Source organism: Psychrobacter sp. KFRI-CH2-11 (assembly GCF_038239325.1).
Taxonomy (GTDB): domain Bacteria; phylum Pseudomonadota; class Gammaproteobacteria; order Pseudomonadales; family Moraxellaceae; genus Psychrobacter; species Psychrobacter celer.
On the sequence record NZ_CP151283.1, the window covers coordinates 503,344 to 525,871 of the forward strand.

The 22,528-nt window shown below is 48.5% G+C and carries 22 protein-coding genes and 1 tRNA gene; 12 read left to right on the plus strand and 11 right to left on the minus strand.

Features of this window, described 5'->3' with window-relative positions:
- The first annotated feature begins 60 nt into the window (after positions 1-60).
- From AADH33_RS02095 to AADH33_RS02120, 6 genes are all read left to right on the plus strand, one after another.
- A complete protein-coding gene (locus tag AADH33_RS02095; RefSeq protein WP_348549401.1) occupies positions 61-1,521 on the plus strand; it encodes an imelysin family protein in 1,461 nt (486 codons plus the stop codon).
- Positions 1,522-1,793: 272 nt separating this feature from the next.
- Positions 1,794-3,455 carry a di-heme oxidoreductase family protein gene (locus AADH33_RS02100; RefSeq protein WP_348549402.1) on the plus strand — a complete coding sequence of 554 codons (1,662 nt, stop codon included), beginning with the start codon at positions 1,794-1,796 and terminating at the stop codon, positions 3,453-3,455.
- 95 nt (positions 3,456-3,550) lie between these two features.
- Complete coding sequence (locus tag AADH33_RS02105; RefSeq protein ID WP_348549403.1) at positions 3,551-4,699, plus strand: imelysin family protein; 1,149 nt, start codon at positions 3,551-3,553, stop codon at positions 4,697-4,699.
- 3 nt (positions 4,700-4,702) lie between these two features.
- On the plus strand, positions 4,703-6,286 hold the full coding sequence (locus AADH33_RS02110; RefSeq protein ID WP_348549404.1) for a DUF1513 domain-containing protein: 1,584 nt from the start codon (positions 4,703-4,705) through the stop codon (positions 6,284-6,286).
- 67 nt (positions 6,287-6,353) lie between these two features.
- Positions 6,354-6,983 (plus strand): M48 family metallopeptidase, encoded by a 630-nt coding sequence (locus AADH33_RS02115; protein WP_348549405.1) that lies wholly within the window; start codon positions 6,354-6,356, stop codon positions 6,981-6,983.
- Between the two features lie 256 nt (positions 6,984-7,239).
- Positions 7,240-7,842: a methyltransferase domain-containing protein gene (locus AADH33_RS02120; protein WP_348549406.1), complete on the plus strand. Its 603-nt coding sequence runs from the start codon at positions 7,240-7,242 to the stop codon at positions 7,840-7,842.
- On the opposite strand, the gene AADH33_RS02125 is transcribed toward AADH33_RS02120, so the two are convergent.
- Both AADH33_RS02125 and AADH33_RS02130 read right to left on the minus strand, forming a co-directional pair.
- Complete coding sequence (locus tag AADH33_RS02125; protein ID WP_348549407.1) at positions 7,823-8,491, minus strand: HD domain-containing protein; 669 nt, start codon at positions 8,489-8,491, stop codon at positions 7,823-7,825. The genes AADH33_RS02120 and AADH33_RS02125 overlap by 20 nt on opposite strands.
- A gap of 54 nt (positions 8,492-8,545) precedes the next feature.
- Positions 8,546-9,454, minus strand: coding sequence for a hydrogen peroxide-inducible genes activator (locus AADH33_RS02130; protein WP_075100408.1), 909 nt, complete (start codon positions 9,452-9,454; stop codon positions 8,546-8,548).
- A 293-nt stretch (positions 9,455-9,747) separates the two neighbouring features.
- Between AADH33_RS02130 and ahpC the strand changes: the two genes are divergently transcribed.
- Entirely contained in the window at positions 9,748-10,314 is a 567-nt protein-coding gene (gene ahpC, locus AADH33_RS02135) for an alkyl hydroperoxide reductase subunit C (protein ID WP_075100409.1), read from the plus strand.
- A gap of 528 nt (positions 10,315-10,842) precedes the next feature.
- On the opposite strand, the gene AADH33_RS02140 is transcribed toward ahpC, so the two are convergent.
- Complete coding sequence (locus AADH33_RS02140; RefSeq protein WP_075100410.1) at positions 10,843-11,091, minus strand: YdcH family protein; 249 nt, start codon at positions 11,089-11,091, stop codon at positions 10,843-10,845.
- Positions 11,092-11,502: 411 nt separating this feature from the next.
- Here AADH33_RS02140 and ahpF point away from each other — a divergent pair, with 411 nt between their 5' ends.
- The gene (gene ahpF / locus AADH33_RS02145; RefSeq protein ID WP_348549408.1) at positions 11,503-13,080 is read left to right on the plus strand and encodes an alkyl hydroperoxide reductase subunit F; all 1,578 of its coding nucleotides are present in this window, start codon (positions 11,503-11,505) and stop codon (positions 13,078-13,080) included.
- A 180-nt stretch (positions 13,081-13,260) separates the two neighbouring features.
- Here ahpF and AADH33_RS02150 read toward each other — a convergent pair whose 3' ends face one another.
- The 4 genes from AADH33_RS02150 to AADH33_RS02165 all read right to left on the minus strand — a co-directional run bounded on the left by AADH33_RS02150 (position 13,261) and on the right by AADH33_RS02165 (position 16,473).
- Positions 13,261-13,593, minus strand: a complete 333-nt coding sequence (locus AADH33_RS02150; protein WP_348549409.1) for a TIGR01244 family sulfur transferase — start codon at positions 13,591-13,593, stop codon at positions 13,261-13,263.
- Positions 13,594-13,787: 194 nt separating this feature from the next.
- Complete coding sequence (locus AADH33_RS02155; RefSeq protein WP_348549410.1) at positions 13,788-14,114, minus strand: beta-lactamase hydrolase domain-containing protein; 327 nt, start codon at positions 14,112-14,114, stop codon at positions 13,788-13,790.
- Positions 14,115-14,373: 259 nt separating this feature from the next.
- Positions 14,374-16,083 (minus strand): SulP family inorganic anion transporter, encoded by a 1,710-nt coding sequence (locus tag AADH33_RS02160; RefSeq protein WP_348549411.1) that lies wholly within the window; start codon positions 16,081-16,083, stop codon positions 14,374-14,376.
- Between the two features lie 102 nt (positions 16,084-16,185).
- Positions 16,186-16,473: an ArsR/SmtB family transcription factor gene (locus tag AADH33_RS02165; RefSeq protein WP_100750021.1), complete on the minus strand. Its 288-nt coding sequence runs from the start codon at positions 16,471-16,473 to the stop codon at positions 16,186-16,188.
- Positions 16,474-16,834: 361 nt separating this feature from the next.
- Here AADH33_RS02165 and AADH33_RS02170 point away from each other — a divergent pair, with 361 nt between their 5' ends.
- Complete coding sequence (locus AADH33_RS02170) at positions 16,835-17,704, plus strand: MBL fold metallo-hydrolase (RefSeq protein WP_348549412.1); 870 nt, start codon at positions 16,835-16,837, stop codon at positions 17,702-17,704.
- An 85-nt stretch (positions 17,705-17,789) separates the two neighbouring features.
- Positions 17,790-18,227, plus strand: coding sequence for a thioredoxin TrxC (gene trxC / locus AADH33_RS02175; protein ID WP_075100416.1), 438 nt, complete (start codon positions 17,790-17,792; stop codon positions 18,225-18,227).
- A gap of 296 nt (positions 18,228-18,523) precedes the next feature.
- Here the strand turns inward: trxC and AADH33_RS02180 are convergent, their stop codons facing one another.
- The 4 genes from AADH33_RS02180 to AADH33_RS02195 form a co-directional block, all read right to left on the minus strand.
- Positions 18,524-18,925 carry a hypothetical protein gene (locus AADH33_RS02180; RefSeq protein WP_100750020.1) on the minus strand — a complete coding sequence of 134 codons (402 nt, stop codon included), beginning with the start codon at positions 18,923-18,925 and terminating at the stop codon, positions 18,524-18,526.
- A 213-nt stretch (positions 18,926-19,138) separates the two neighbouring features.
- Positions 19,139-19,498 carry a SirB2 family protein gene (locus AADH33_RS02185; RefSeq protein WP_207970269.1) on the minus strand — a complete coding sequence of 120 codons (360 nt, stop codon included), beginning with the start codon at positions 19,496-19,498 and terminating at the stop codon, positions 19,139-19,141.
- A 95-nt stretch (positions 19,499-19,593) separates the two neighbouring features.
- Complete coding sequence (locus tag AADH33_RS02190; protein WP_201583864.1) at positions 19,594-19,914, minus strand: BolA family protein; 321 nt, start codon at positions 19,912-19,914, stop codon at positions 19,594-19,596.
- A 251-nt stretch (positions 19,915-20,165) separates the two neighbouring features.
- Positions 20,166-20,978, minus strand: a complete 813-nt coding sequence (locus AADH33_RS02195; protein ID WP_100750017.1) for a M48 family metallopeptidase — start codon at positions 20,976-20,978, stop codon at positions 20,166-20,168.
- Between the two features lie 378 nt (positions 20,979-21,356).
- Here AADH33_RS02195 and AADH33_RS02200 point away from each other — a divergent pair.
- A tRNA-Gly gene (locus tag AADH33_RS02200) sits at positions 21,357-21,431 on the plus strand.
- Positions 21,432-21,635: 204 nt separating this feature from the next.
- Positions 21,636-22,427, plus strand: a complete 792-nt coding sequence (locus AADH33_RS02205) for a glucose 1-dehydrogenase (protein ID WP_348549413.1) — start codon at positions 21,636-21,638, stop codon at positions 22,425-22,427.
- The last annotated feature ends 101 nt before the right edge of the window (positions 22,428-22,528 follow it).

A 22,528-nucleotide genomic window follows, 5' to 3' on the forward strand; every position in this document is an offset into this window, starting at 1 on the left:
GTCAGTATGCGCTGTGACACTGACGACGATTTTTCTTTTGTAATATCTTTGAGGATATGTATGACGATTACCACAGGAACGAGCCGTAAGATTTTCCCCACCGCTTTGGCTGCTGCGCTGGCAGGGTTATTAATGGTGTCGGGTTGTACCAAACAAACCGACGAAAATGCTGAGACAAGTGCAGAGGGTCAAACAGAAGTACAAAGCGCAGAGTCAGCGGACAGCGGCGAGCTATCGGCGACCGATCAGGCACATACTGACAGACTGGTAATCAGCTATGCCAATATGGCTCATGCCGCCTACAAAGACTCACTTGAGACGGCTAAAGCGCTACAAAAAGCGGTAGAAACTTATGTAGACACGCCCACCGAGGCCAATCTAGAGGCGGCAAAAGCAGCTTACAAAACGGCGCGTCAGCCATACTCTCAGACAGAGGTTTTCCGTTTTGATGAAGGGTTTGTGACGGCCAATGATAAGCGCGCCATCGGTAGCGTCGATGGCTGGGAAGGTCAGGTCAATGCGTGGCCACTTGATGAAGCTTTGATCGACTATGTCAGCGATAGTTACGAAGGCGAGTACAACAGCCAAGACAATATCATCAATAGCGACAGCATCACGGTCGGTAGTATCAAACAAGACACCAGCAGTATTACACCTGAGCTACTGGCAGATATGAATGAGATCGGCGGTAGTGAAGCCAATGTCACCACAGGCTATCATGCGATTGAGTTTATGCTATGGGGCCAAGACACCAACGGCGTCAGCGCAGGGGCAGGCGAGCGCCCTGTGACTGACTATGTCACCGAAGCTGGGCAATGTACCAGCGGTGATACGGTCAATGAAGACGCCAGTATCTGTGAGCGTCGCGGCGAGTTCTTAAAAGCGGCAGCGCAGTTGCTGGTAGACGACCTCACAGCGATGGAAGCCGAGTGGCAGCCTGAGAGCGAAAATACTCTACGTAGCGATCTGATGGCGCGTAAATACGACAATGGCCTACGTCAAATCATGTATCAAATGGGCAGCTTGGCCTTAGGTGAGCTGGCCTCTGAGCGCATGCAGGTCGCGTTTGTGACGGGCTCTACTGAAGATGAGCACGAGTGCTTTAGTGACTTAACTCACCTAAGCTATGCCAATAACGCACGCGGCATCCAAAACGTCTTTAATGGCAGCTATAAGACTGTCGCTGGCAAAACCATCGGTGGCTACGGTGTCAAAAACTATCTGATCGATAGTGGTCATCAAGAAGCGGCTGATAAGCTGACTGCTGACTTTAAAAAGGTCGAAGACGCTTTTAATGTCATCGTAGAAAAAGGCGAAAAAGAAGGCATCAAGGTCGACCAGATGATTGCAACGGTCGGCCAAGCGAGCAAGCATGACATCTCAGCAGAAGAGCAAAACAAACGCCGTGGCTGGATCGAGGCGGGTATCACAAGTCTGCAAGCGCTAACAGATGGTATCGAAAATGCGGCAAAAGCAGTCGGTATCGATAACTTAGACGCGGACGCTGGCTCACAGTTTTAAGCGATTAACTTCTCTCACATAGAATAATTTCATGATGTCGATTATGTTTTACAAGTCATGAAAAGCTGACGAAAGATATGTTTGTAAAAGTGCAAGTTATATATAATACATGCGTTGTTAACGACCGTTAGCAACGTATTTTTACGTGCAATAAAATAGGTCAGGCGTTGATTTATAGCGTCGATGTATTTTTATACCGTTATATTGATAAGAAAAAATACTGTTATAGCCAGCCATTTTAATGGTTCTACTTGAGAACTAAGGCAACTCCTATGAGCTCCATTCATACCAAGTCCTCTGCTTTCCCTTTCTTTTCTTCAAGCTTACAAGGTACATCGTTTAAACTTGCGCTTACCGTCGTAGGTGTAATCGCCATCAGCGCTTGTCAGCCCACGGATAGCAAGTCAGACAGCGCATCGATCAATAAAAACACCAATGACACTGCCGTTGCAAGTGGTGAGGGCGCGTCCGCTTTGACGCCCAAACGTACGCAAACCGTGGAATCGCTGGCTGGCGTGCCGATGCAGCAGCTGGTGACATTTGACCCGCAAGAGATCAAACAAGGCGGCGACACGGGTATTAGCATCACCAGTAGCGAGAGTTACTCCAAACCCTCATCCAATCTGTCGGCCTCGCGTAAGGGCAGTTTTTTTATTGGTAATGCGTTTTTTCGTCAGCCGTGGGTGGTCGCACCTGCCAGTACCGATAGCCGTGATGGTCTGGGGGCATTGTTTAACGTCGCGGCTTGTCAATCGTGCCATATCAAAGATGGCCGTGGCCACGCACCGATGAGTAGTGAGGACGATGCCGACAGCTTGCTGATTCGTTTGGCGATGCCAGCGACCACCGATGAGGAGCGAGCGCAGCTGCAAAACTCGCTGATCGAAAAAGTCGTGCATCCGATGTATGGCGGCCAGCTACAAGATCGCGGTATTCAGGGCGTACCTGCTGAAGCAAGAATCGCGGTACAGTGGACAGACAAGCCCGTCACTTTCGCTGATGGTCACGTCGAAACCCTGCGCGCGCCCACCTTTCATCTGACTAGCCCTGGCTATGGCGCGTTTGATGATGAGATGATGGTATCGCCGCGCGTGGCCTTGCCGATGATTGGGCTTGGGCTGTTGGAACAAATACCTGATGACGATATCAAAAAACAAGCCGTCGATAATGACAGCGCTGATATCAGTGGTAAGTTTAACTGGGTCATGGATCCACAGACGGGCAAAACCGCGTTGGGACGCTTTGGCTGGAAAGCAGGACAAACCAAGCTTTTGACACAGAACCAAAGTGCTTTTAATGAAGACATGGGGCTGACCTCAAACATCCGTCCTCATGAATCCTGCATGCCTGCGCAAACGGCGTGTGTCAATGCAACCACGGGCGCTGATGAGCAAGGCGATGGTAAGCCACCGGTGGAAGTCAATGACGAGGTGGCCAAGTTTGTGGAGTTTTATACGCGCAATCTGGCTGTCCCGCATCGCCGCAATGCCGAGGATGAGCTGGTGCTCGCCGGCAAAAAACGCTTTTATGATATGGGCTGCCAAAGTTGTCATACCCCGCGCTATCAGTTGCCAAAAACCGACGATGACCATCTTGAGCAGCACGGACAAGTGATTTATCCTTATACTGATTTGCTGCTGCATGATATGGGCGGCGAGCTTGCCGATCGGACGATCGCTGGTAAGCTGCCGCCCAAAGACGCGCAAGTAGAGTTTTTGGCCAACTCTTATGAGTGGCGAACGCCGGCTTTATGGGGTATTGGTCTTGCCCAAACGGTCGATCCGCAAGCGACGTTTTTGCATGATGGGCGTGCTCGCACCTTGATGGAAGCAGTACTATGGCACGGCGGCGAGGCCGAAAAACAAAAACAAAAAGTATTAAAGTTAGACAAGCAAGGGCGGGCTGAATTGACAGCGTTCTTGCAGTCGCTATAAATTGCGTGACAAAAGGCTTGTGGGCAAAGGGTGCGCTCTTAGCAAATGACCAATAAACAATTGACAAAATCACTCATATAAATACCGAGAAACTTATGAAAATAAACCCTGCTGTAGCAATGGCACTGTCTGCTTTGAGTGCAGGCCTGCTGATCAGCTGCGTCAAACCTGCAGATGAAAACAAAGCGCCAGACTCTGAGGGTCAAGAAGTCGCGCAAGATAGCGCCGCTACGCCGTCTGTAGATGATAAAAATAACAGGACAGAGCGTATCGCTGCTGTCGATATCAGCGCTGAGACAGAAAAGACTTATCTGACCCATGTGGCAGGTGACCTCGTCACTCCTGCCTATGCCGATGCGGCGCGTCAAAGTGAGCTGCTGCATGAGCTGGCACAAAAGCACTGTCAGTCAGACGCAGTCAGCGGTGATGAGCTGCAAGCGCTGCGGGATCAGTGGCTGGTGCTGGCACAAGCGTGGGCGCGCGCTGAGATGATCAACTTTGGGCCTGCCACCGCTAGCATGAGCAATCTATATATCAACTACTATCCTGATGAGCGCGGGCTGGTGCATAGCGGTGTGGCTGATTTGATCGCAGCCAATCCAAAGCTCACCGCAGCGCAGCTCGCTGATGAGAGTGCTATCGTACAAGGGGTGCCAGGGCTAGAAGAAGCACTGTACGCCAATGATCGCTTGGATGCGGGGCAATGTGCTTATGTGATAAGCGCCAGTGATGCCTTGAGTACGCGCCTACAAAACATCGAAAAAGACTGGCAAAAAAACGCGACAACGCTGTTGGCGATTGATAAAACAGCCGATAGCGATCAGGGCCTAAACCAATGGTTCAATTCGTTATTGTCATTGGTTGAGACCATGAAATCTAACGCCATTGACCAGCCTTTGGGACTGACCGGCAAAGCCAAAGGTCATGTGCCAGCCGCCACTGCTGGCCAAAGCCGCGCCATTATCAATGCCAAATTAGCCACGTTAAATGAGGCGCTGACCGACCCTGTCCTGACGGCAATCCTCGGCAGTAATAATGAAAACAACGTCGCTGATACGCTATCGACTGCCTTAGCAGATGCCACCACGCTATTGGCGCAGATGCCAGAGGATATCGCCACGGCTGATAAAGCAACGCAGCAAGAATTGTATGACCATCTGACCACCATTACCCGTATCATTAAGCGCCAGCTGATACCGACACTCGGTATCCGTGTGGGTTTTAATAGTACCGATGGCGATTAAATAATGCGTAAGCGTAACGACGATACCCATACCCGAGCCTTACTGTTGCACGAAGGCAACCAGTCTCGCCATGAGCGACTGACATCCGCTGTCACGACGACGCTCGCTAGCGTCACAGGTACGGCGGCGCTGGTCGCTGTCCATCATCATTATCGTAAACGCCGGCAGCCCGATGCAAGCTTGCAAGATTACGTGATCGGTGTCCGCGGGCAGTGGCAGACATGGCAGTTGAGCAGTAGCTTAGTGCCACAGCCGTCGGCGCAGCCTAAGTGGTCAAAGCTAGCACGCTTTTGTCATGCTTGCCAGCAGGCGGCGGTGACATGGCAGCGAGCCTATCAGCAGCCTTATTCAGATAACAATGATAATAACGTTATATCTGATTTGGCTGCTGTGCATACCACCACCATGATGGCACGCCCCGTGTGCTGGGTGAGTGGGGTGGCGTCTATGCCAAAAAATCTCACTGCCACTGACCACACTGAGGGACAGTCTGACAATGACTTTGGCGTCGTCGGTATAGACGCTGATAGACAGATCGTTTGGCAGACCACCATGCCTGAGCGTGTCCATGATATCGTCGTACAGCCGTTTGTCGATGGAGTGTTTGATACAGATACCCAGTACGATATGCAATACCATAAAAGCAATCATCAGCAGCGCCGTGATGTTGTGGTGATGGGGCGTCGCCCGAGTGAGAAGTTTTGGGTGCTTGATACTGCCACAGGGCAGGTCAAGACAGCCATTCAAGCGGCAAACCATCGACATTTTTATGGTCATGCCTGCTATAGCTTAGATGCCCAGCGTTTGTATGTGACCGAAAATGATACGGTGAGCCTCGATGGCAAAATCGGTGTCTATGATGCGACTAATGGCTATCAGAAAATCGCAGAATTTGATGCTTTTGGTATCGGCCCACATGAGCTGGTCATGCATCCTGATGGCGACACACTGGTGATCGCTAATGGCGGTATCAAAACCGAGCGTGCCTCTCGTGAAGAGCTAAACCTCGATAGCATGCGTCCATCATTGGTGTATCTCAATCGTCACACTGGCGCGTTGCTGGAGCAGGTCATCCCAGCGCACAATCAGATGAGCGTGCGTCATCTCGCCATGCATGACGATGGCACGGTGATGATTGGTATTCAGTTTCAAGGAGATAAGCATATCAACGTGCCCTTGGTACTGACGCATCAGCGCGGCGATGCTGACCTCGAGCCGCTCACCATGCCTGATGATGAGTGGCAGCGCTTTCATCAGTATATCGCCAGCGTCGCCGTCGACAGTGTACATGATTTACTATGCGTCACCACCCCAATTGGCGGCTGTACAGTGATTTATGATTTAAATACGCGGCAGTTGATTGATGATGTCAGTTTGCCAGATTGTGCGGGCGCGTCGGTGTTGGCTAATGAGAAAAAAGCAGGCTTTATCGTGAGTGATGGGCAAGGGCAGCTAACGACATTAGAAGTGAAGTCGGCACCGACAGCGGCGTCAGCCGCCAGCACATCGCTAGATACCGCTTGGCAAATGAGGATCGATAGCAAGTGGCATAAAATGTCTTTTGACAATCATTTACAAGCGCTGTAACGGCGATAAGTGCTAAATAATAAAGCAAGAATGTAAGTATGTAAGGAGACAGGCCATCAGTTTACATATGGTGAGACAACATCTTGCGCAGGCAGGAATAGAGCTACAAGTTCATAAAAAGCGCGTCAAAAACATCAATTTTCGCTTAAAGCCTTACACATTGATGGTCTCCGCACCGGCTTTTATCAGTAGCGCGCAAATCGAGCAAGCCATTGCCAAGCGTGTGTCTTGGGCAATCGACAATCACGAACAGGTCTTAGAGCAGCACCAGCGTAAACACCGTCCTTTAGCACACTCTTCAACGGCCGACAGTCCTATTTTACTTTGGGGTGCCGAGCAATCTATCACACTCAGCCATGATAAAAAATTGGCCTATTACCGTGAGCAGCTTGCGGCTATCATGCCGTCCTTGTTTGACAAATGGCAACCTGTGGTCGGTGCCTATGCCAATGAGATACGCCTAAAAAAGATGCATACGCGCTGGGGCAGCTGCAACACGCGCGCGCGTCGTATTTGGCTATCTGTATATCTGCCTGCCTATCCGCTTGAATGCACCGAATATGTCATCGTCCATGAGCTGTGTCACCTGCATCATGCCAACCATAGCCATGAGTTTTGGCAAACGGTGGCGACCGCGATGCCAGACTACCGGTATTGGCACGATATGCTGGCAGGCAAGACAGGGCAGTTGGATTAAGAGTGGTATGGTCAATCCCATATAAAAACGATACAGCTATGCCAGCGTGCTACTGGTATAAGTTTTCCTTGCGTGCTGTGTACCTAGAGGCTGCGCAACCTACATTTAAAAACAGCATCCCAGTAGCGCTATGTTCTTTTTAGAGTGCATCGACTATGTCAATAATAACGCCAAGTAACCTATATAATACTGATATGATAATCTATAACAGTACAAAACGTATTATTTAAAATAAGAAATTAAGGATAAACATAATATGGAAAATGTCAGTCAATCCGAGTTTTGGCAGCAGCGCTACGAGCAAGACAGTACCGGTTGGGATATGGGACAAGTGTCGCCACCGCTCAAAGCCTATATAGATCAGTTGCCTAAATCTGCTAAGGCGCAGGCTATTTTGGTGCCAGGAGCAGGGAATGCTTACGAGGTGGGCTATTTGCATGAGCAAGGCTTTACCAATGTGACGCTGGTGGACTTTGCTCCAGCGCCCATCAATGACTTTGCCGAGCGCTATCCTGACTTTCCATCTGAGCATTTAGTTTGCGCCGACTTTTTTGAGTTATCGCCTGCGCAGTATCAGTTTGATTGGGTACTTGAGCAGACGTTTTTTTGTGCCATTGACCCTTCACGCCGCGACGACTATGTCAAAAAAATGGCCTCACTACTCAAACCACAAGGTAAGCTGGTTGGTGTGTTGTTTGATGTCGATTTTGGCCGTGATGAGCCGCCCTTTGGTGGTACAAAAGAAGCGTATCAGCAGCATTTTGCCAGCCATTTTGATATCGATATTATGGAGCGCTGCTATAACTCACATCCAGCACGGCAAGGCAGCGAGCTATTTATTAAGCTGCAAGCAAAGTAAGCTCGCGTTGGATATTTGCTCGCGCTGGCGTCTCAAGCCGCTCATAGTAATAATGAGTCAGATAAAGCTTTGGCTGCGCCAATAGTCTGTTTAATACCGCCATTCGTCCTGTACGATATTCGGCTAATGGCACATGGCCATACTCTTGGCGCACCGCTTGCGCATAGCGCTCGTACTGTGACCAAGGCGCAGCCAAAATGCTTAAATCCATATCCAACAGATAAGCGGCATCATTGACTTTGTCAGGGTCGGATAGCCCCGTAAGTTGATGGTTGGCGGTCATCATGATCAGCGCATAGAGGTGCTCGCATTGCTCAGCGCTCAGATACGGGCGTAACGTCTCTGCTGCATACTCGGCGCTTTTTTGCTCATTGTCTGTACGCAGCGGGTCATATATCACATCATGATAAAACAGGGCTAATGCGACAATATGAGGCTCGTTAAGCTTGTGCTTGATTTGCTCAAACTGCGCGAACAATTGCTGCAGGTGGCTTAAGGTATGATAAGCGCGTGTCGTTTCGTTATAGCGAGTAGCGATATCTTGCCACAACGCATGGACTGTCGCCGGCTTGATATCGCTATTTATCGCAGATAAGTGCCGGGCAAGGTAATGACCAGAATTAAGAGCTATTTGCGAAAATTGGCGCATAACTCACCTAAGTTGCTTTGCTTATGACTACTCATTACGGCTAAGTCCTGCAGCTTAGGACTTGTTTGCCGCGTCTTCAAAGGCCTGCTTAAATACTTTACCCAGCAAGTTGACATCATCGACCCGCGCGTAGTTTAAACGCGTGACAAAGGCGATATGACGATGCGGGCCGTCTTCTGCCAGTGGTACGGCGACAGCGTTGCGGTTTTGCAAATGCAGCTGATCTAAGGCCATCTCTGGCACCAGCGTCGTCCCCATGTTGGCAAGTGCCATCTGAATCAAAGTATTGAGACTGGCATCAGAAAAGCTCGATTTCATCTGCGCGCGATCGAAGTGACAGACCGATAAGGTTTGATCGGTCAAGCAGTGCCCTTCACCAAGGAGCATCAAATTGGCCGTCGCCAGCTCATCAGCATTGATGGTCTCAAGTTTGGCGTGCACATCGTCTTTGGGGAATACGGCAAAAAAGTCCTCACTCCAAAACTCAAAACTGTGTAGCCCATCGACGGCATAAGGCAACGCAATAATAGCAGTATCGATATGGCCGTAGCGCACCTGCTCGAGTAGGCGTTCGGTTTGCTGCTCGATGATGGTCATGCGAAACTCAGGATAATGCTCGCGCAGCGCGGGCAGTACTTTAGGCAGTAAGTACGGGGCAATCGTTGGAATGATACCGACCGTCATCGGATATGCAAGCGGGGTCTTGTGACTGTGGGCGCGGGTGGTCAAATCCCGCACTTCAGAAAACACCCGCTGAGCGCGTGTCAAGATATCTTGCCCAATCGGGGTGATCAGCACTTGCTTATTATTACGCTCAAAAATCTGCGTATCTAGCTGTTTTTCGAGCTCAGCGATACCGAGACTCAGCGCAGACTGTGAAATATTACACTCTTCGGCCGCGCGCTTAAAATGGCGGTGTTTGGCGACGGCTAAGGCAAACTCAAGTTGACGTAAAGTAATCATAAAACCTCTCTATTTATGGGCTTTTTAATGCTATCTTGTCAGATGATTGATGTAAGATGCTTGCTTACTATCAGGCCAGCATACACGCGTACAGCACTGATGATAAAAACTAGAGATAATAGTTTAACAAGTTTAATAAAACAAAACATCACATTAAAAACTTTTAACTGGATTAACCATGAAATTCGCGTATAGTTTGTCATGTAGCCCAGAGAGTTAAAGGCTTGGTAAAAACAGCCAACTCTATCATCACAATGCAACTTAAAACACTGTAATCAAAAAAGGAGCCAATCATGGCAGCTATTATCAATCAAGAAATCCCAGAATTCTCAACAGAAGCGTTTGTAAACGGTGAGTTCAAAACCATCACTTCAGAAGACGTAAAAGGCAGCTGGGCTGTGTTTATGTTTTACCCACATGACTTCACTTTTGTTTGCCCAACTGAGCTTGAAGACATGGCAAACCATTACCAAGAGCTAAAAGACTTAGGCGTAGAAGTGTACTCAGTATCAACTGACACGCATTTTGTGCACAAAGCATGGCATGACTCTTCAGAAGCGATTGGTAAAGTCACTTTCCCAATGCTAGGTGATGGCACTGGTAAAATCACTCGTGGTTTTAACATCATGATCGAAGAAGACAACGCTGCCCTTCGCGGTACTTTCATCGTCGATCCAGACGGCCTCATCAAAGTAGCTGAAATCCATGACCTAGGCATCGGCCGTAGCGCAAAAGACGTGGTACGCAAAGTAAAAGCCGCTCAGTACGTTCGTGACAACGACGGCGAAGTTTGCCCAGCCGCTTGGGAGCAAGGTCAAGCCACCCTAAAACCAAGCCTTGATTTGGTTGGTAAAATCTAAATAGTCGATACATTATTTAGATAACTTTATAGCACTGGTTATTAATTATATTTGGCCAGTCTTATAGACAAAGACCCTATCAGCAGATGTTGATAGGGTCTTTTTTTACATCTCGTCCACAGGTTGACACCAGATTTTACCAAATTCTATTTTCGGTTATTTGTGCTGATTACAGGCTTTAAATGATAAGCGGCAGTAGATTATTCAACAGCTTGTTTTATCATCGATGATTTAATCAAGACCATTATGAATATGATAATAAAAGAGTAAAATCATAAGTCATCAATCAAAAAATAAAGACTTTCCTCAGCAGCAGCAGTCTTTGCTAGGCTCGCTAAAACAACAGCACCCAAGCCCTGAGGTACTACCGCGCGACTATCCAGATGGCAAGCTGGCTGGCAAAGTCGCGATCAATCGAATTGAAGACACGCCCTAGTTATATTATGAAACAAAACCCCCATCAGCAAAGATTGATGGGGGTTTATATGATTAAAAAATGTTTGTGTTTTTGCCCTAGGGCTTGTGGTACTAAGCCTGAGACTGTAGTTTGTTTTTATCGATGATTTGATAAATTTCATCTTTTAAATGCAGCTTTCGTCGTTTCATTTGCTCGATTTCGTCTTCGCGGCTGGTATGTTTGACTGTGTCTTTTTCCAGCTGATTGATTTGCTGATCCAGCATGGTGTGCTCATCAAAAATGCTGGCAAAGTGACTGTCTTTTTGTTTTAGCTCGCTGATGATCTCTCGGTTATCTTGCCATGTATCAGTCTTTCTCATATTGTCATCCTTGTTATGAAGCGCCAGCTTGCCACAAACACCAGCAAGTATGAGCGCATGATCGTTAAGATTGCTGTAATGGTGAGACTTGAGGTTGGTGCAGACAAATAAGAACCCTTCCCATTCGCCTCATTTGATTGTAGCGAAAAAACAGCCTTGATACCATGGCAATCCGTCAAGGGTGGTTTTAGTATTAATCATATTTAATCGTTTACGATTGGTTTTATAAAACGTAAGGTTTGAGTTTCTCAGCTTGCCCAACATGCCTAAACCTATGATAATAGAGACATCAAAGGGCATAAACCAAATGCCCAACCGCTTTTTTATAACAGAAACAGTCACAAAAAAACCGTATTTGAACAGGCAATGCGACAGTTGCCGTTACATATCCAATAATGATGGGGAACAAACATGATAGATCAAAATTTATTAGATGCGATCAAAAGCTATAGCGAAAACATGACTCGTCCGATTACCTTTGTATTGGGTAGCGGTGAGCACGAAAAACGCAGTGAATTGATTGATTTTTTGAATAAAATCGCAGGCACGACTGATAAAATCAATTTCGATGCGCAAGCCACTGACGACAGCCTGCCAAGCGCGATCAGCTTTGCGATTTATAGCCATATCGATGGCGCGCTAAGCGATACGGGTATCGTCTTTAGCGGTATCCCAGGTGGCCATGAGTTTACCTCGCTGGTTTTGGCAATCTTGCAAGCGGGCGGTCATACGCTAAAGTTAGACGAGGGTATTCAAAAACTGATCAAACGCTTTAATAAGCCGTTGCAGTTCCAGACTTATGTCTCATTGTCTTGCCACAGCTGCCCAGAAGTGGTGCAAGCGCTTAACCAATTTGCGATACTCAACGATGATATCAGCAACGAGATGATCGATGGTGCGTTGTTCCAAGAGCAGGTCGAGGCAAACAATATTCAAGGCGTGCCAGCGGTTTTCTTAAACGGTAAGCCATTTGCCAATGGTCTGATCGATACGGCAAAGCTCATCGAAAAACTGCAAGAGCAGTTTCCTGACTTGCTAGCAGAGGCAGGCGCTGACGAAGACCAATTAGAGCAGCAAGATGTCACCATCATCGGTGCTGGTCCTGCTGGGGTTGCCGCCGCGATTTATACCGCGCGTAAAGGCCTCAAAGTCACCATGGTCGCTGACCGTATTGGCGGACAAGTAAAAGACACGCAAGACATTGAAAACCTGATTTCTGTACCGTTGACCACGGGTAACGAGTTGTCAGCCAACTTTGAAAAACACTTGCGCGAGTACAACATCACCCTAAAAGAGCACGTCAGTGTCAAAGAAATCGGTGAGACGGCTGAGGAAAATTACAGCATTCATCTAAACACCGGTGAGAGCTTTGAGACACGCAGCATTATCCTTGCGACCGGTGCCCAGTGGCGTAAGCTTGGTGTACCAGGCGAAGAAGAAAACATCGGTCAAGGCGTGGCTTACTGTGCTCACTGTGATGGCCCGTTCTTTAAAGGTAAAGACATCGCGGTCATCGGTGGTGGTAACTCAGGTGTCGAGGCAGCACTGGACCTAGCGGGTATTGTCAATCATGTGACGGTGCTTGAGTTTGCAGACGACCTCAAAGCCGATCAGGTGCTGATTAATAAAGCCAAAGAAAAAGACAATATCGAGTTTATCACCAATGCGGCCACTCAAGAGATCAAAGCGACTGACAATAAGGTGACGTCTATCGTTTATCAAGATCGCAGCACCGGTGAGACCCATGAGCGCGACTTGTCAGGGGTGTTTGTCCAGATTGGTCTGATGCCAAACACGGATTTTGTCAAAGGCTTTGTCGATCTAAACCGCTTTGGTGAGATTGAGATTGATGAGCGCTGCCGCACCGATCGCAAAGGCATCTTTGCTTGTGGTGACGTGACCACAGTCCCCTTTAAGCAGATCAATATCGCGATGGGTGAGGGTAGTAAAGCAGCATTATCAGCGTTTGAATACTTGGTGATGCAGTAAGCTCTTACTTAATTACTTATCTTTTATAAAACACACCCCTGAAGTCTATATAGGCTTCAGGGGTTTTTATGGTTCATCGTTTATGCCAAGCGTCCTGAGCACTGTTAATTAATGTCATTAGCACTGGCTCTTATTGTTATTACCATGAGGTATCTGGCGGGTGCCTGACTTAATGATAGTCTAGTCGTCTAGCAAATCCATGCGTTTGGCCGCTTCGTAGATACCGGTTGAGCGGTTGCCCGTACGGCAAAAGATCAGCATGGGCTGCTCAGCTTGATTAAAAAAATCTGCGAATTCTTCGACGTGATGTTGGCTGAGCTCACTACCGGCAAAAGATACTTCTTTGTAAGCCAAGCCTGCCTCGGTCGCTGCCGCTTCAATCTCTGTGCTGGTTGGCTGTCCTGGCTCTTCGCCATCAGGACGGTTATTGATGATGGTTTTAAAACCATTTTCGGCGAGCATAGGGACTTGGTCAGGGGTGATTTGCCCTGTGATACGAACTTGATGACTCATAAATCTTCCTATTTTTAGTTGTGTTGGCCGGTTTTTGCGCCAGCATTTTACGTGTATAGAGCTGTTGGGCTCTATCATGGTTTCTTATCAGCCAAAAAACATAGATGGCTGTTTGTCGCTTATAGCTTATAGCGTGTATTCATAAAGCCATACAGTCATAGAGCAATACCCCAGCGGCACTTGGCTATATAGGCTTACAACAAACCCTGCATCAAGGCGCTTTGATACAAGAGCTTGGCACGCGCTCCAGTACCACAAAACATCAAGATGGGTTTGGGCAGCGCGTGATAAAGGTCGGCAAACTGCTCGACGGTCAGCATACTCAAACGCTCATCATCAAAAGGCAGGTGCTGATAGCTTAGGTTTGCCTGCTCGGTGGCATCGGCAAACTCGCCACTATTGGGCTGTGATTCCACTTCTGCATCAGGGCGGACGTTGAGCACAGAGCGATAGCCTAGCTCGGCAAGTTTGATACACTGGCTGGGATAAATTTGCTTATAAATCGTTATGTCATCGGTCATAAATAGCTTCGATTAAATATGTGAAAAATGGGATAGGGCAGTCGGTCTGTCATAAGACGGCAAAGCGTCAGGCACCCTCCGTGAGCGGGAGATGACAGCCTGCTATTTTAATTTATTTGTCTATACAAAAAACAGCCTGTTTTATATCCTATCATAACGATATTTTATTGCTAGTGACACCAGTGATTGATGCGATGTCGTAAAAACAAAGCGGCAAAAAGCAGCTTGCAACTATAAAATCATACATACCAGCCGTCCGCTAGCGCGCTGTCAACGCATTGACCGCGTCTAGTGTACTGAGATAGACCTGCCCTGATAGCTCGGTAATGAGCGGCGTGTGACCGATGACATCCATGACAGGCCCCTTCACAAAACTAAAGTGCAGACGTTTATGTTGTTGTGCCAGCTCTTTGTTGAGCGTACTGAGCATCTCTTGGGCGGTCAGGTCGATATGGTTGACAGCAGACATGATTAAGATAAGCTCGCGCGCCTCGGGGTATTGTTGTAATGCCTTTAAAATGCGCAGGTGCACCGATTCACTGTTGCCAAAAAACAAGCTTTCATCGATACGCAGTAGCAACAAATTATCAAAAGTCACCACATCATGACGATTGATATTGCGAAAGTGACCAGTGCCGCCCAACTGACCGACGATCGCCACGTGCGGTTTACTGGATTGCCAGATAAGGCTGGCAAAAGACACCATCAGACCGATGACCAGTCCTGTATTTAGACCAAATATCAGTACACCTGCAAACGCTGCAATAAAGCTGGCGGCATCCAAACGATCTCGCCGCCACGCCGACTTTAGGGTATCGATATCAATAAGCCCAATGATAGAGGCCATGATGGTCGCCCCTAGCAGCGCATAAGGTAGTGGCGCGAGTGCATTACCAAAAGCGATCAGCGCGGCGATCATCACCACCACAGTGACGAGGCTGGCCATTGGCGTTTTGGCCCCTGAGTCGACGTTGATGGCGGTACGCGAAAACCCGCCAGCGACCGCAAAGCTCTGAAACAGACCGCCAGATAAGTTGGCCAGCCCAAGACCAGTTAGCTCACGGTTGGCATCGAAGTGCTCACCGCGCAAGCGTGCATAAGTGCTCGCCACAGAGCTGCTGGACACAAAGACAATCAGCGCCATCAGTCCTGCAGTAGGCAAAAGCTTGAGCGCTTCTTGCACATCGGGCAGATGAGGTAGTGTGAAGCTTGGCAGCCCTTGCGGGATACTGCCGATGGTCGCAACCCCCAGCGCGCTCCAATGCAGCGCCATACTCAGTATGATCGCCACACCGAGCAAAATCAGGGGAAATAAACGCTCGGCCCATTTAGCCGATGACGCTGACAGCCACGTACGCCAGACCCACTTGTTGGCGTAGCGGTTCGCTACCAAAAGAGCAAAGGCGATGACACCGATGAGCAAGGTCAGAGGATGCAGCTGGCGCGCGTACATCTGCAGGCTAGACAGATAGCCAATCAAGCTACTACCCGCGACTGGAATCGCAGTCAAATACTTCAGCTGACTGACAAAAATAAGCACCGCTGCACCGCTGACAAAGCCTGCCGAGACCCCGCGGCTGATGAACTGCATGATCCAGCCGAGCTTGAGACGTCCCGCTACCCAGAGCAGCACCCCTACCATAAACGCCAATAGGCTCGCCATCAAGGCGTACTGCTCAGCGCCTTTATCGGCATAGGGCAGCAAGCTACTTGCCGTCATAATAGCTGTGATGGCGACAGGACCGACCGCTTGGACATTGCTCGAGCCCAGCCAAGCATAGACAATGACTGGCACAATCGCCGCATACAGGCCATACACAGGTGGTAATCCTGCCAATACTGCGTAGCCGAGGCTCTGCGGAATGACAAGCACGCCCACGACCAATCCGGCGATGACGTCAGTTGGCAAGGTGGCTAGCTGGTATTGGCGTAGCCATGTGGGAATCAGGCGAGCAGCGATAGAAGACATATCAGCACATCATCTTAAAAAATATTTTGACAACAAAAAATAGCAGCGCCATCAAGTGATAGTGGCCGTCCGCGTCTGTGAACGGCTATTGACTGACTGTGGCTAGTCGGTTTTGGCACAAAAACGTTGGTACAGCAGATTTAAGACCGCCAGCGCATCCTCACTTGCGATACGATAGTAGATCTGTTTGCCTTCGCGGCGGGTCGTGACCAGCTCATCTTTGCGCAAAATACCGAGCTGCTGCGACAAGCTGGGCTGTCCAACGCCGACCAAACCTTCAAGCTCACTGACGCAGTATTCACCTTGGGTGAGCTGACACAGCAGCAGCAAGCGATCAGGATGCGAGAGCGACTTTAATAGTTGGCTGGCTTGCATAGAGGCTTGTTGCATCTGCTTGGCCAGATCGGCGGGGGCAAAGTCTGCTGGATATGTGGGTGCATCCTCATTCGTACTCTGAATGGATGCACTCGATGCTGAAGTAGAAGTAGTCAGAGTGAGCTCCTTATAAAATAGCAATAACTGTCTCGGTAACATCAATAAATATATGGTTAATTATCAATGATATCATCAATGATAGCAAGTTATCATTAATTACATTATATAAATTGATAAAATGTATGGGAGTTGCTATATTAACACCATAAACGAGTCGGCAACCGAGTAAATATTATATACGACTCGATATCATACTTAACTATTATTTATAGGTTAAAAATATTTATAGATGAAACATTCTGATAGCGAGGCTGCCATGCAAGTTCATTCTTTCTTACATAGCGATACTGAGACCTATACACACGTACTGGCCGATGTCCAACACAAGCTATGTGCTATCATCGATCCTGTATTGGATTTTGATTCCAAGTCTGGTCACACCGCTACCAGTAGCGTCGATGAGGTCATCGCCTTTGTCCGTGAGCAGGGCTGGGAGCTGGTGTATATCATCGAAACCCACGCCCATGCCGATCATATATCGGCGGCCATTCATGTCAAAGAAACACTCGGCGGGCAGCTCGTCATCGGTCAGCACATCACGGAAGTGCAAAAAATATTTAAGCAAATTTTTAACTTTGACATGAGTTTTCGTACCGATGCCAGCCAGTTCGACATTTTGACAGACGACGGCGATACCTTAGCGCTTGGCGACATCACCATCACGGCGATGTATGTGCCAGGTCATACGCGTGCAGATATGGCCTATCTGGCAGCCGATGCCGAAAAAACCGTGGTGTTTGTCGGAGACACGTTGTTTGCCCCCGATGTCGGCACGGCGCGTTGTGACTTCCCAGGTGGTGATGCCAAGATGCTGTATCACTCTATCCAAAAGTTGCTGGCGCTTCCCGAAGATACCATCATGTATCTGTGTCATGACTATCCGAGCAAAGGACGCAAACACTGCCCCACGACCACGGTTGCCGCCCAAAAAATGGGCAATATCCATGTCAAAGACGGTATCAACGAGGCAGAGTTTGTGCAGATGCGTGAGCGGCGCGATGCCACGCTTTCGATGCCGCGTCTGATTATTCCGGCTGTGCAAGTCAATATCGATGCAGGGAATTTTCCGCAACCAGAAGCCAATGGCACCCGTTATCTTAAAGTACCCATCAATGCGCTGGGATAATGGCAGCATGTAAAGTTATGCTATATTTAAAAGTAACAAACACATACGCCACAAAAATCATAAGGGCTAAAAAAGGAGTCTGATGATGAATGAACAAAACCTGCATCTGGTCTGCCCACACTGCCAAGCGACCAACCGTATACCAGCAGCGCGCCTGACTGCTGCGCCAAACTGTGGTCGCTGTCGTCAGCCATTATTGACAGGCAGCGCGCATGAGCTGAGCGCACACACCGTCAATAAAGTCATTCAAAAAAATGAGGTATTGACCATCGTGGATTTTTGGGCGAGCTGGTGTCAGCCGTGTCTGATGATGGCGCCGCAGTTTAAAGAGGCTGCCAGTCAATTGCCACAAGTGGTCTTTGCCAAATTGCAAACCGATAAGTACGAACAAGCCGCCGCCCCTTATCGTATACGCAGCTTACCGACGATGGTGGCCTTTAGAGGTGGTAAAGAGATTGCGCGGCAGTCAGGCGCGCTACCCAGTCAGCAAATCGTGCAGTGGGTACAAAGCCTGCAATCATAACCACTAGGGTGTGTCCTCATTTTAAAAATGGCGATAAAAATGAGATAAATCGCCGTCAAACAAGGAAAATAGCGCAGAGAATATTGAGATATTAGTCAGCTATTTGACACCGTTTGGCCAGATTTAGCTATTTTTAGCCCATTTAGATGGCTATCGATTGAATTGAGGACACGCCCTAGATGTCCTCCAAAAAAGCCAATACGTTGATCGCGTATTGGCTTTTTTATGGTCGTACGAGCAACGATGGTATTTTATCGATTTGACCTCTATCAACTCACCATAGTTTGTTTGTTTATTTATTCGCCATATATCTTGATGCCACTGGCAAAGCTGCAGCGCTGGATGCGCGCAGACTGAACAACGGCATCACGCTCGCCGTAAAGCCGTGATAGCTTGGCATCGCGGGCTTTGGTGTTGTTGCTTTTGCCCACGCCAAAGCTGATATTGGGTGAGATACCCCAGCGGCCCGCTGAGACGCCGACCCCCACGCCAGAGGCAGCGATGGTCGACTGCTGATTGCGCGCCGTTTCGACATAACGATTGATACGGTTGTACTCTTGGCTCAGCGCTTGGCAGTCATAGTTTTGGTAGGTGCTGGGCGGCACATACTGCGGAGTGATATTGCCAGTCGAGGCGCAGCCTGCAAGCGCAAAAATGCCTGCTGAGGCCAGTAATGTCGCGGAAAAGAGAGTTTTCATAGTGGCTCCATAAGGCAAGATGGGGGTTATATAAACAGCAAGATCGGTGATAAACGCCGTTGTTTATATTTAAGATAGCAAAAATAAACAGATTAAGATATTGAAAAATATGTCATTTATGAAATATGCCAGCTATAGTCGGTGCAAACAAAACTGTCATAAGTTCCAAAGCGCTACTGGGATGAGTTTTTCGCAGCCTCCGTAAACAGCGCCTTAAAATAAGTTGGCTGGTTTGACCACAGCAAGTATCACGATACCTGCATAGGCGATCGCCGAGATCAAAATCCCCGTTTTCCTTTGGCCGGGCGTTGCATGGTTGTTAAAGGCTTTTATGCTGGCACTGATGGCAGCGACTAGCAAAATAATCTTGGCAAACACCCACTGCACAGGGGCGTTGGCACTCATTAGCTGCATCAACATGATGGCACCTGAGCCGATGACAAGCGCATAAATGATGTGCGTGGCTATCTTCACCGCCTTTGGGGCGCGTCTATTGGCACTCAATACCAGATAGCTTTGATATAAAAACAGAACGATGGTCAGGACGGCCATCAGCATATGTAAATGTTTCATTAAATATCCTTCCCTCTGAGATGATCCAATCACGCAGCGCTACCGTCATAACGTTCATACCACGCGCAGTCATGGTTGATTATTCTGTCGATGGCTTAGCTGTTTTGACCAGCACACAAGGGGCTGTCTGGGCTTTGCCCTTGCCATTCTGTTGGCGTATAGGCATGTATGGCTAAGGCATGCACCGAGCCACCTTGCGAGGTCAGTAGGGGCGCGACCAAGCCATAAACCAGTTGATGGCGAGCGACCAAACGCTTGCCCTCAAAGGCGTCGCTTACGATAGTGAGTTTAAAATGGCTTTCTTTGCCATCAAAGTAGCCTGCATGATTCATCGATTCGTTAATCAGCTCGATATGCTGCGGCTGCAAGCTCTGTAGCTCAGCATAGAGGGCATCAGCGGTAGGCGTGGTACTCATGGATAGCATCCTTTTACGCGATATTGTTTGATAAGGTGGTGTTTGATGAAGTATGGGCACCGATGACGTACTAGTGTCTTGCGGCGATGCATGAGGTTATTATAACAGACACCGATTGTAGCAGACACTGATACGCAAGCCTTATCATTCAGCAGACAAAGAAGTATGGCCACTTTTATAAAAAAGCAGAATACAAACCGTGGTCTGTACTCTGCTTGACAATCAATCTAATCAGTCATGCTAAATGATGATTAGCGGCGTGCTTTTTGGTAAAGCGGCATGACTTTGGGCATCAATGACTGCAACTGGGCAATGCGATTGCTGCTGCTTGGGTGAGTGCTCAAAAACTGCGGCGGCTCGCCTTGGCTGGCGCGCTGCATTTTTTGCCATAAGCTAATCGCGGCCTGCGGGTTGTAGCCTGCGCGAGCCATTAGCTCAAGGCCAATCTGGTCGGCTTCTGCTTCTTGAGTACGGCCGTGCGGACGACTCAGGCCTAGGTCACCGGCGACATTGGCCAGCTCCGCCTGACCTTGCGAGAGACCAAAGATGCTAGCGGCGACGCCAATGCCCGTTTGAGTGGCGTATTGGCGGGAGATACGCTCGCGTGAGTGCTCACGTAATGCGTGAGACATCTCATGTCCCATGATGGCGGCGATTTCATCGTCGGTCAGATTGAGGCGATCGATGATGCCTGAATAAAACATGATTTTACCACCTGGCATCACAAAAGCGTTGAGCTGATTTGATTTGATCGTGTGTACTTCCCATGGCCATTTTGCAGCATCAGGACGATAGACGCCGACTTGCCCGATTAGACGATTGGAGATGTTTTTGAGGCGATTGAGCTGGGCTCTATTGGTATCGAGCAAGCCGCGAGCTTTTGCTTCTTGCAAGGTCTTTGCATAGCTTTGCGCTGATAACTGTAACACCTGCTCATTAGAGACCAAGAGCAACTGCTGACGATCAACGCCCACCGCGCCGGTATTGGTGGTGCTACTACAGCCAGTCAGTGTCAGCGCCGACAAAGACGCGGCCATGACAGTTGTGGTCAGTAATTTTTTCATAATAAACATCCTCACTGTAAATAATAAATAAAGTTGCACAAAGTATAATAATGTTAATAAGCCAAAACCAAGACAGAAAAAGTAACAGTACACCCTATGATTGTAAGTAAACAGCACGCCCAAACACAGGGATAGACATGCATAGCCGTGAGCCCAGCAAATATAACCCTTTATTTGCTAAAATATTTTAGAAAAACTGGCGGATAATACTCATTGTAAAATCAAACGCTTATAGCAGAATCGCTGGTAAATAAAGGCTGGCAGCGAAAATATCTGCAAAAAATGCCAAAAAAGGTGTTGACAGGCTTAGAATTTTTGCTAAAATAGCCAGCCTATCGAGACGGAGTTGTTGTTAACAATAACGCGATTCGATGTTTAGCGGGATTAGCTCAGTGGTAGAGCATAACCTTGCCAAGGTTGGGGTCGAGAGTTCGAATCTCTTATCCCGCTCCAAATATGGCTCTGTTAGAGCACTAAAGCCTCACATTATTGTGAGGCTTTTTTTATGGGTGAAATTTGGCAGCTGGTCAAATCTTACGCAAAAGCGGTTACAAATTACGGATGAATTGATACACGTATTTTAGAGTAAGCGCGCATACTAAGTAACATACGAGGTAACACACGAGACATCATAAATAACAATGATAAGGAATGAGTATGCAAGCGTTTCAACCCAAAGCCTTTTCGGCATTGTTTGATTTGACAGGTAAAACCGCCATTGTCACCGGCGGTGCCAATGGTATTGGTAAAGCCACTGCGCTGCGACTGGCACAAGCTGGCGCCAACATCGTCATCGCCGATCTGAAGATAGAAGATGCCAAGTCGGCGGCCAAAGAAGTCGAAAGCTTTGGGGTCAAGGCTTTGGCCGTAGAGTGTAATATTTTAAAAGACGATGATTTGGTGGCCATGGTCGATAAAACGTTGGCAACTTTTGGGACGGTCAACATATTGATCAGCAACGCTGGCGGCGGTGGCGGCGGGCAAGAAGATCCGTCTAAAATCTCAGTGGATGATTTTCGCCGGGATTTTGAACTAAATGTCTTTAGCGCTTGGCGTCTGTGTCAGCTGTGTGTGCCGCACATGAAACAATCCGGCTACGGTTCAATCGTCATCACCACCTCGATGTCGAGTATCAATAAAAGCCCTGACATGAGTGGCTACGCTGCATCAAAAGCGGCAGTCAATCACATGGTGGCAAATCTGGCGCACGATTTTGGCCCTGAGGTGCGTATCAACGCGGTCGGCCCAGGGGCTACGCGTACAGCGGCCTTGCAGAGTGTGCTGACACCTGAGATCGAAGCGCGCATGCTGTCGCACACGCCCATCAAGCGTTTGGGCGAGGCGGATGATATCGCAGGCGCCATGCTGTATTTTGCCTCACCTATCTCTGAGTGGGTAAGTGGTCAGACGTTGTTTGTCAATGGTGGCGGCGTACAGACCTTAGATTAACGAGCGCCTAGCACGTAATTGTTCCAGATAAAAAAGCGTCATCCAGTGGTTGGATGACGCTTTTTGTGACTCAGGACTCATTAGCAGGCTGCATCATTGTA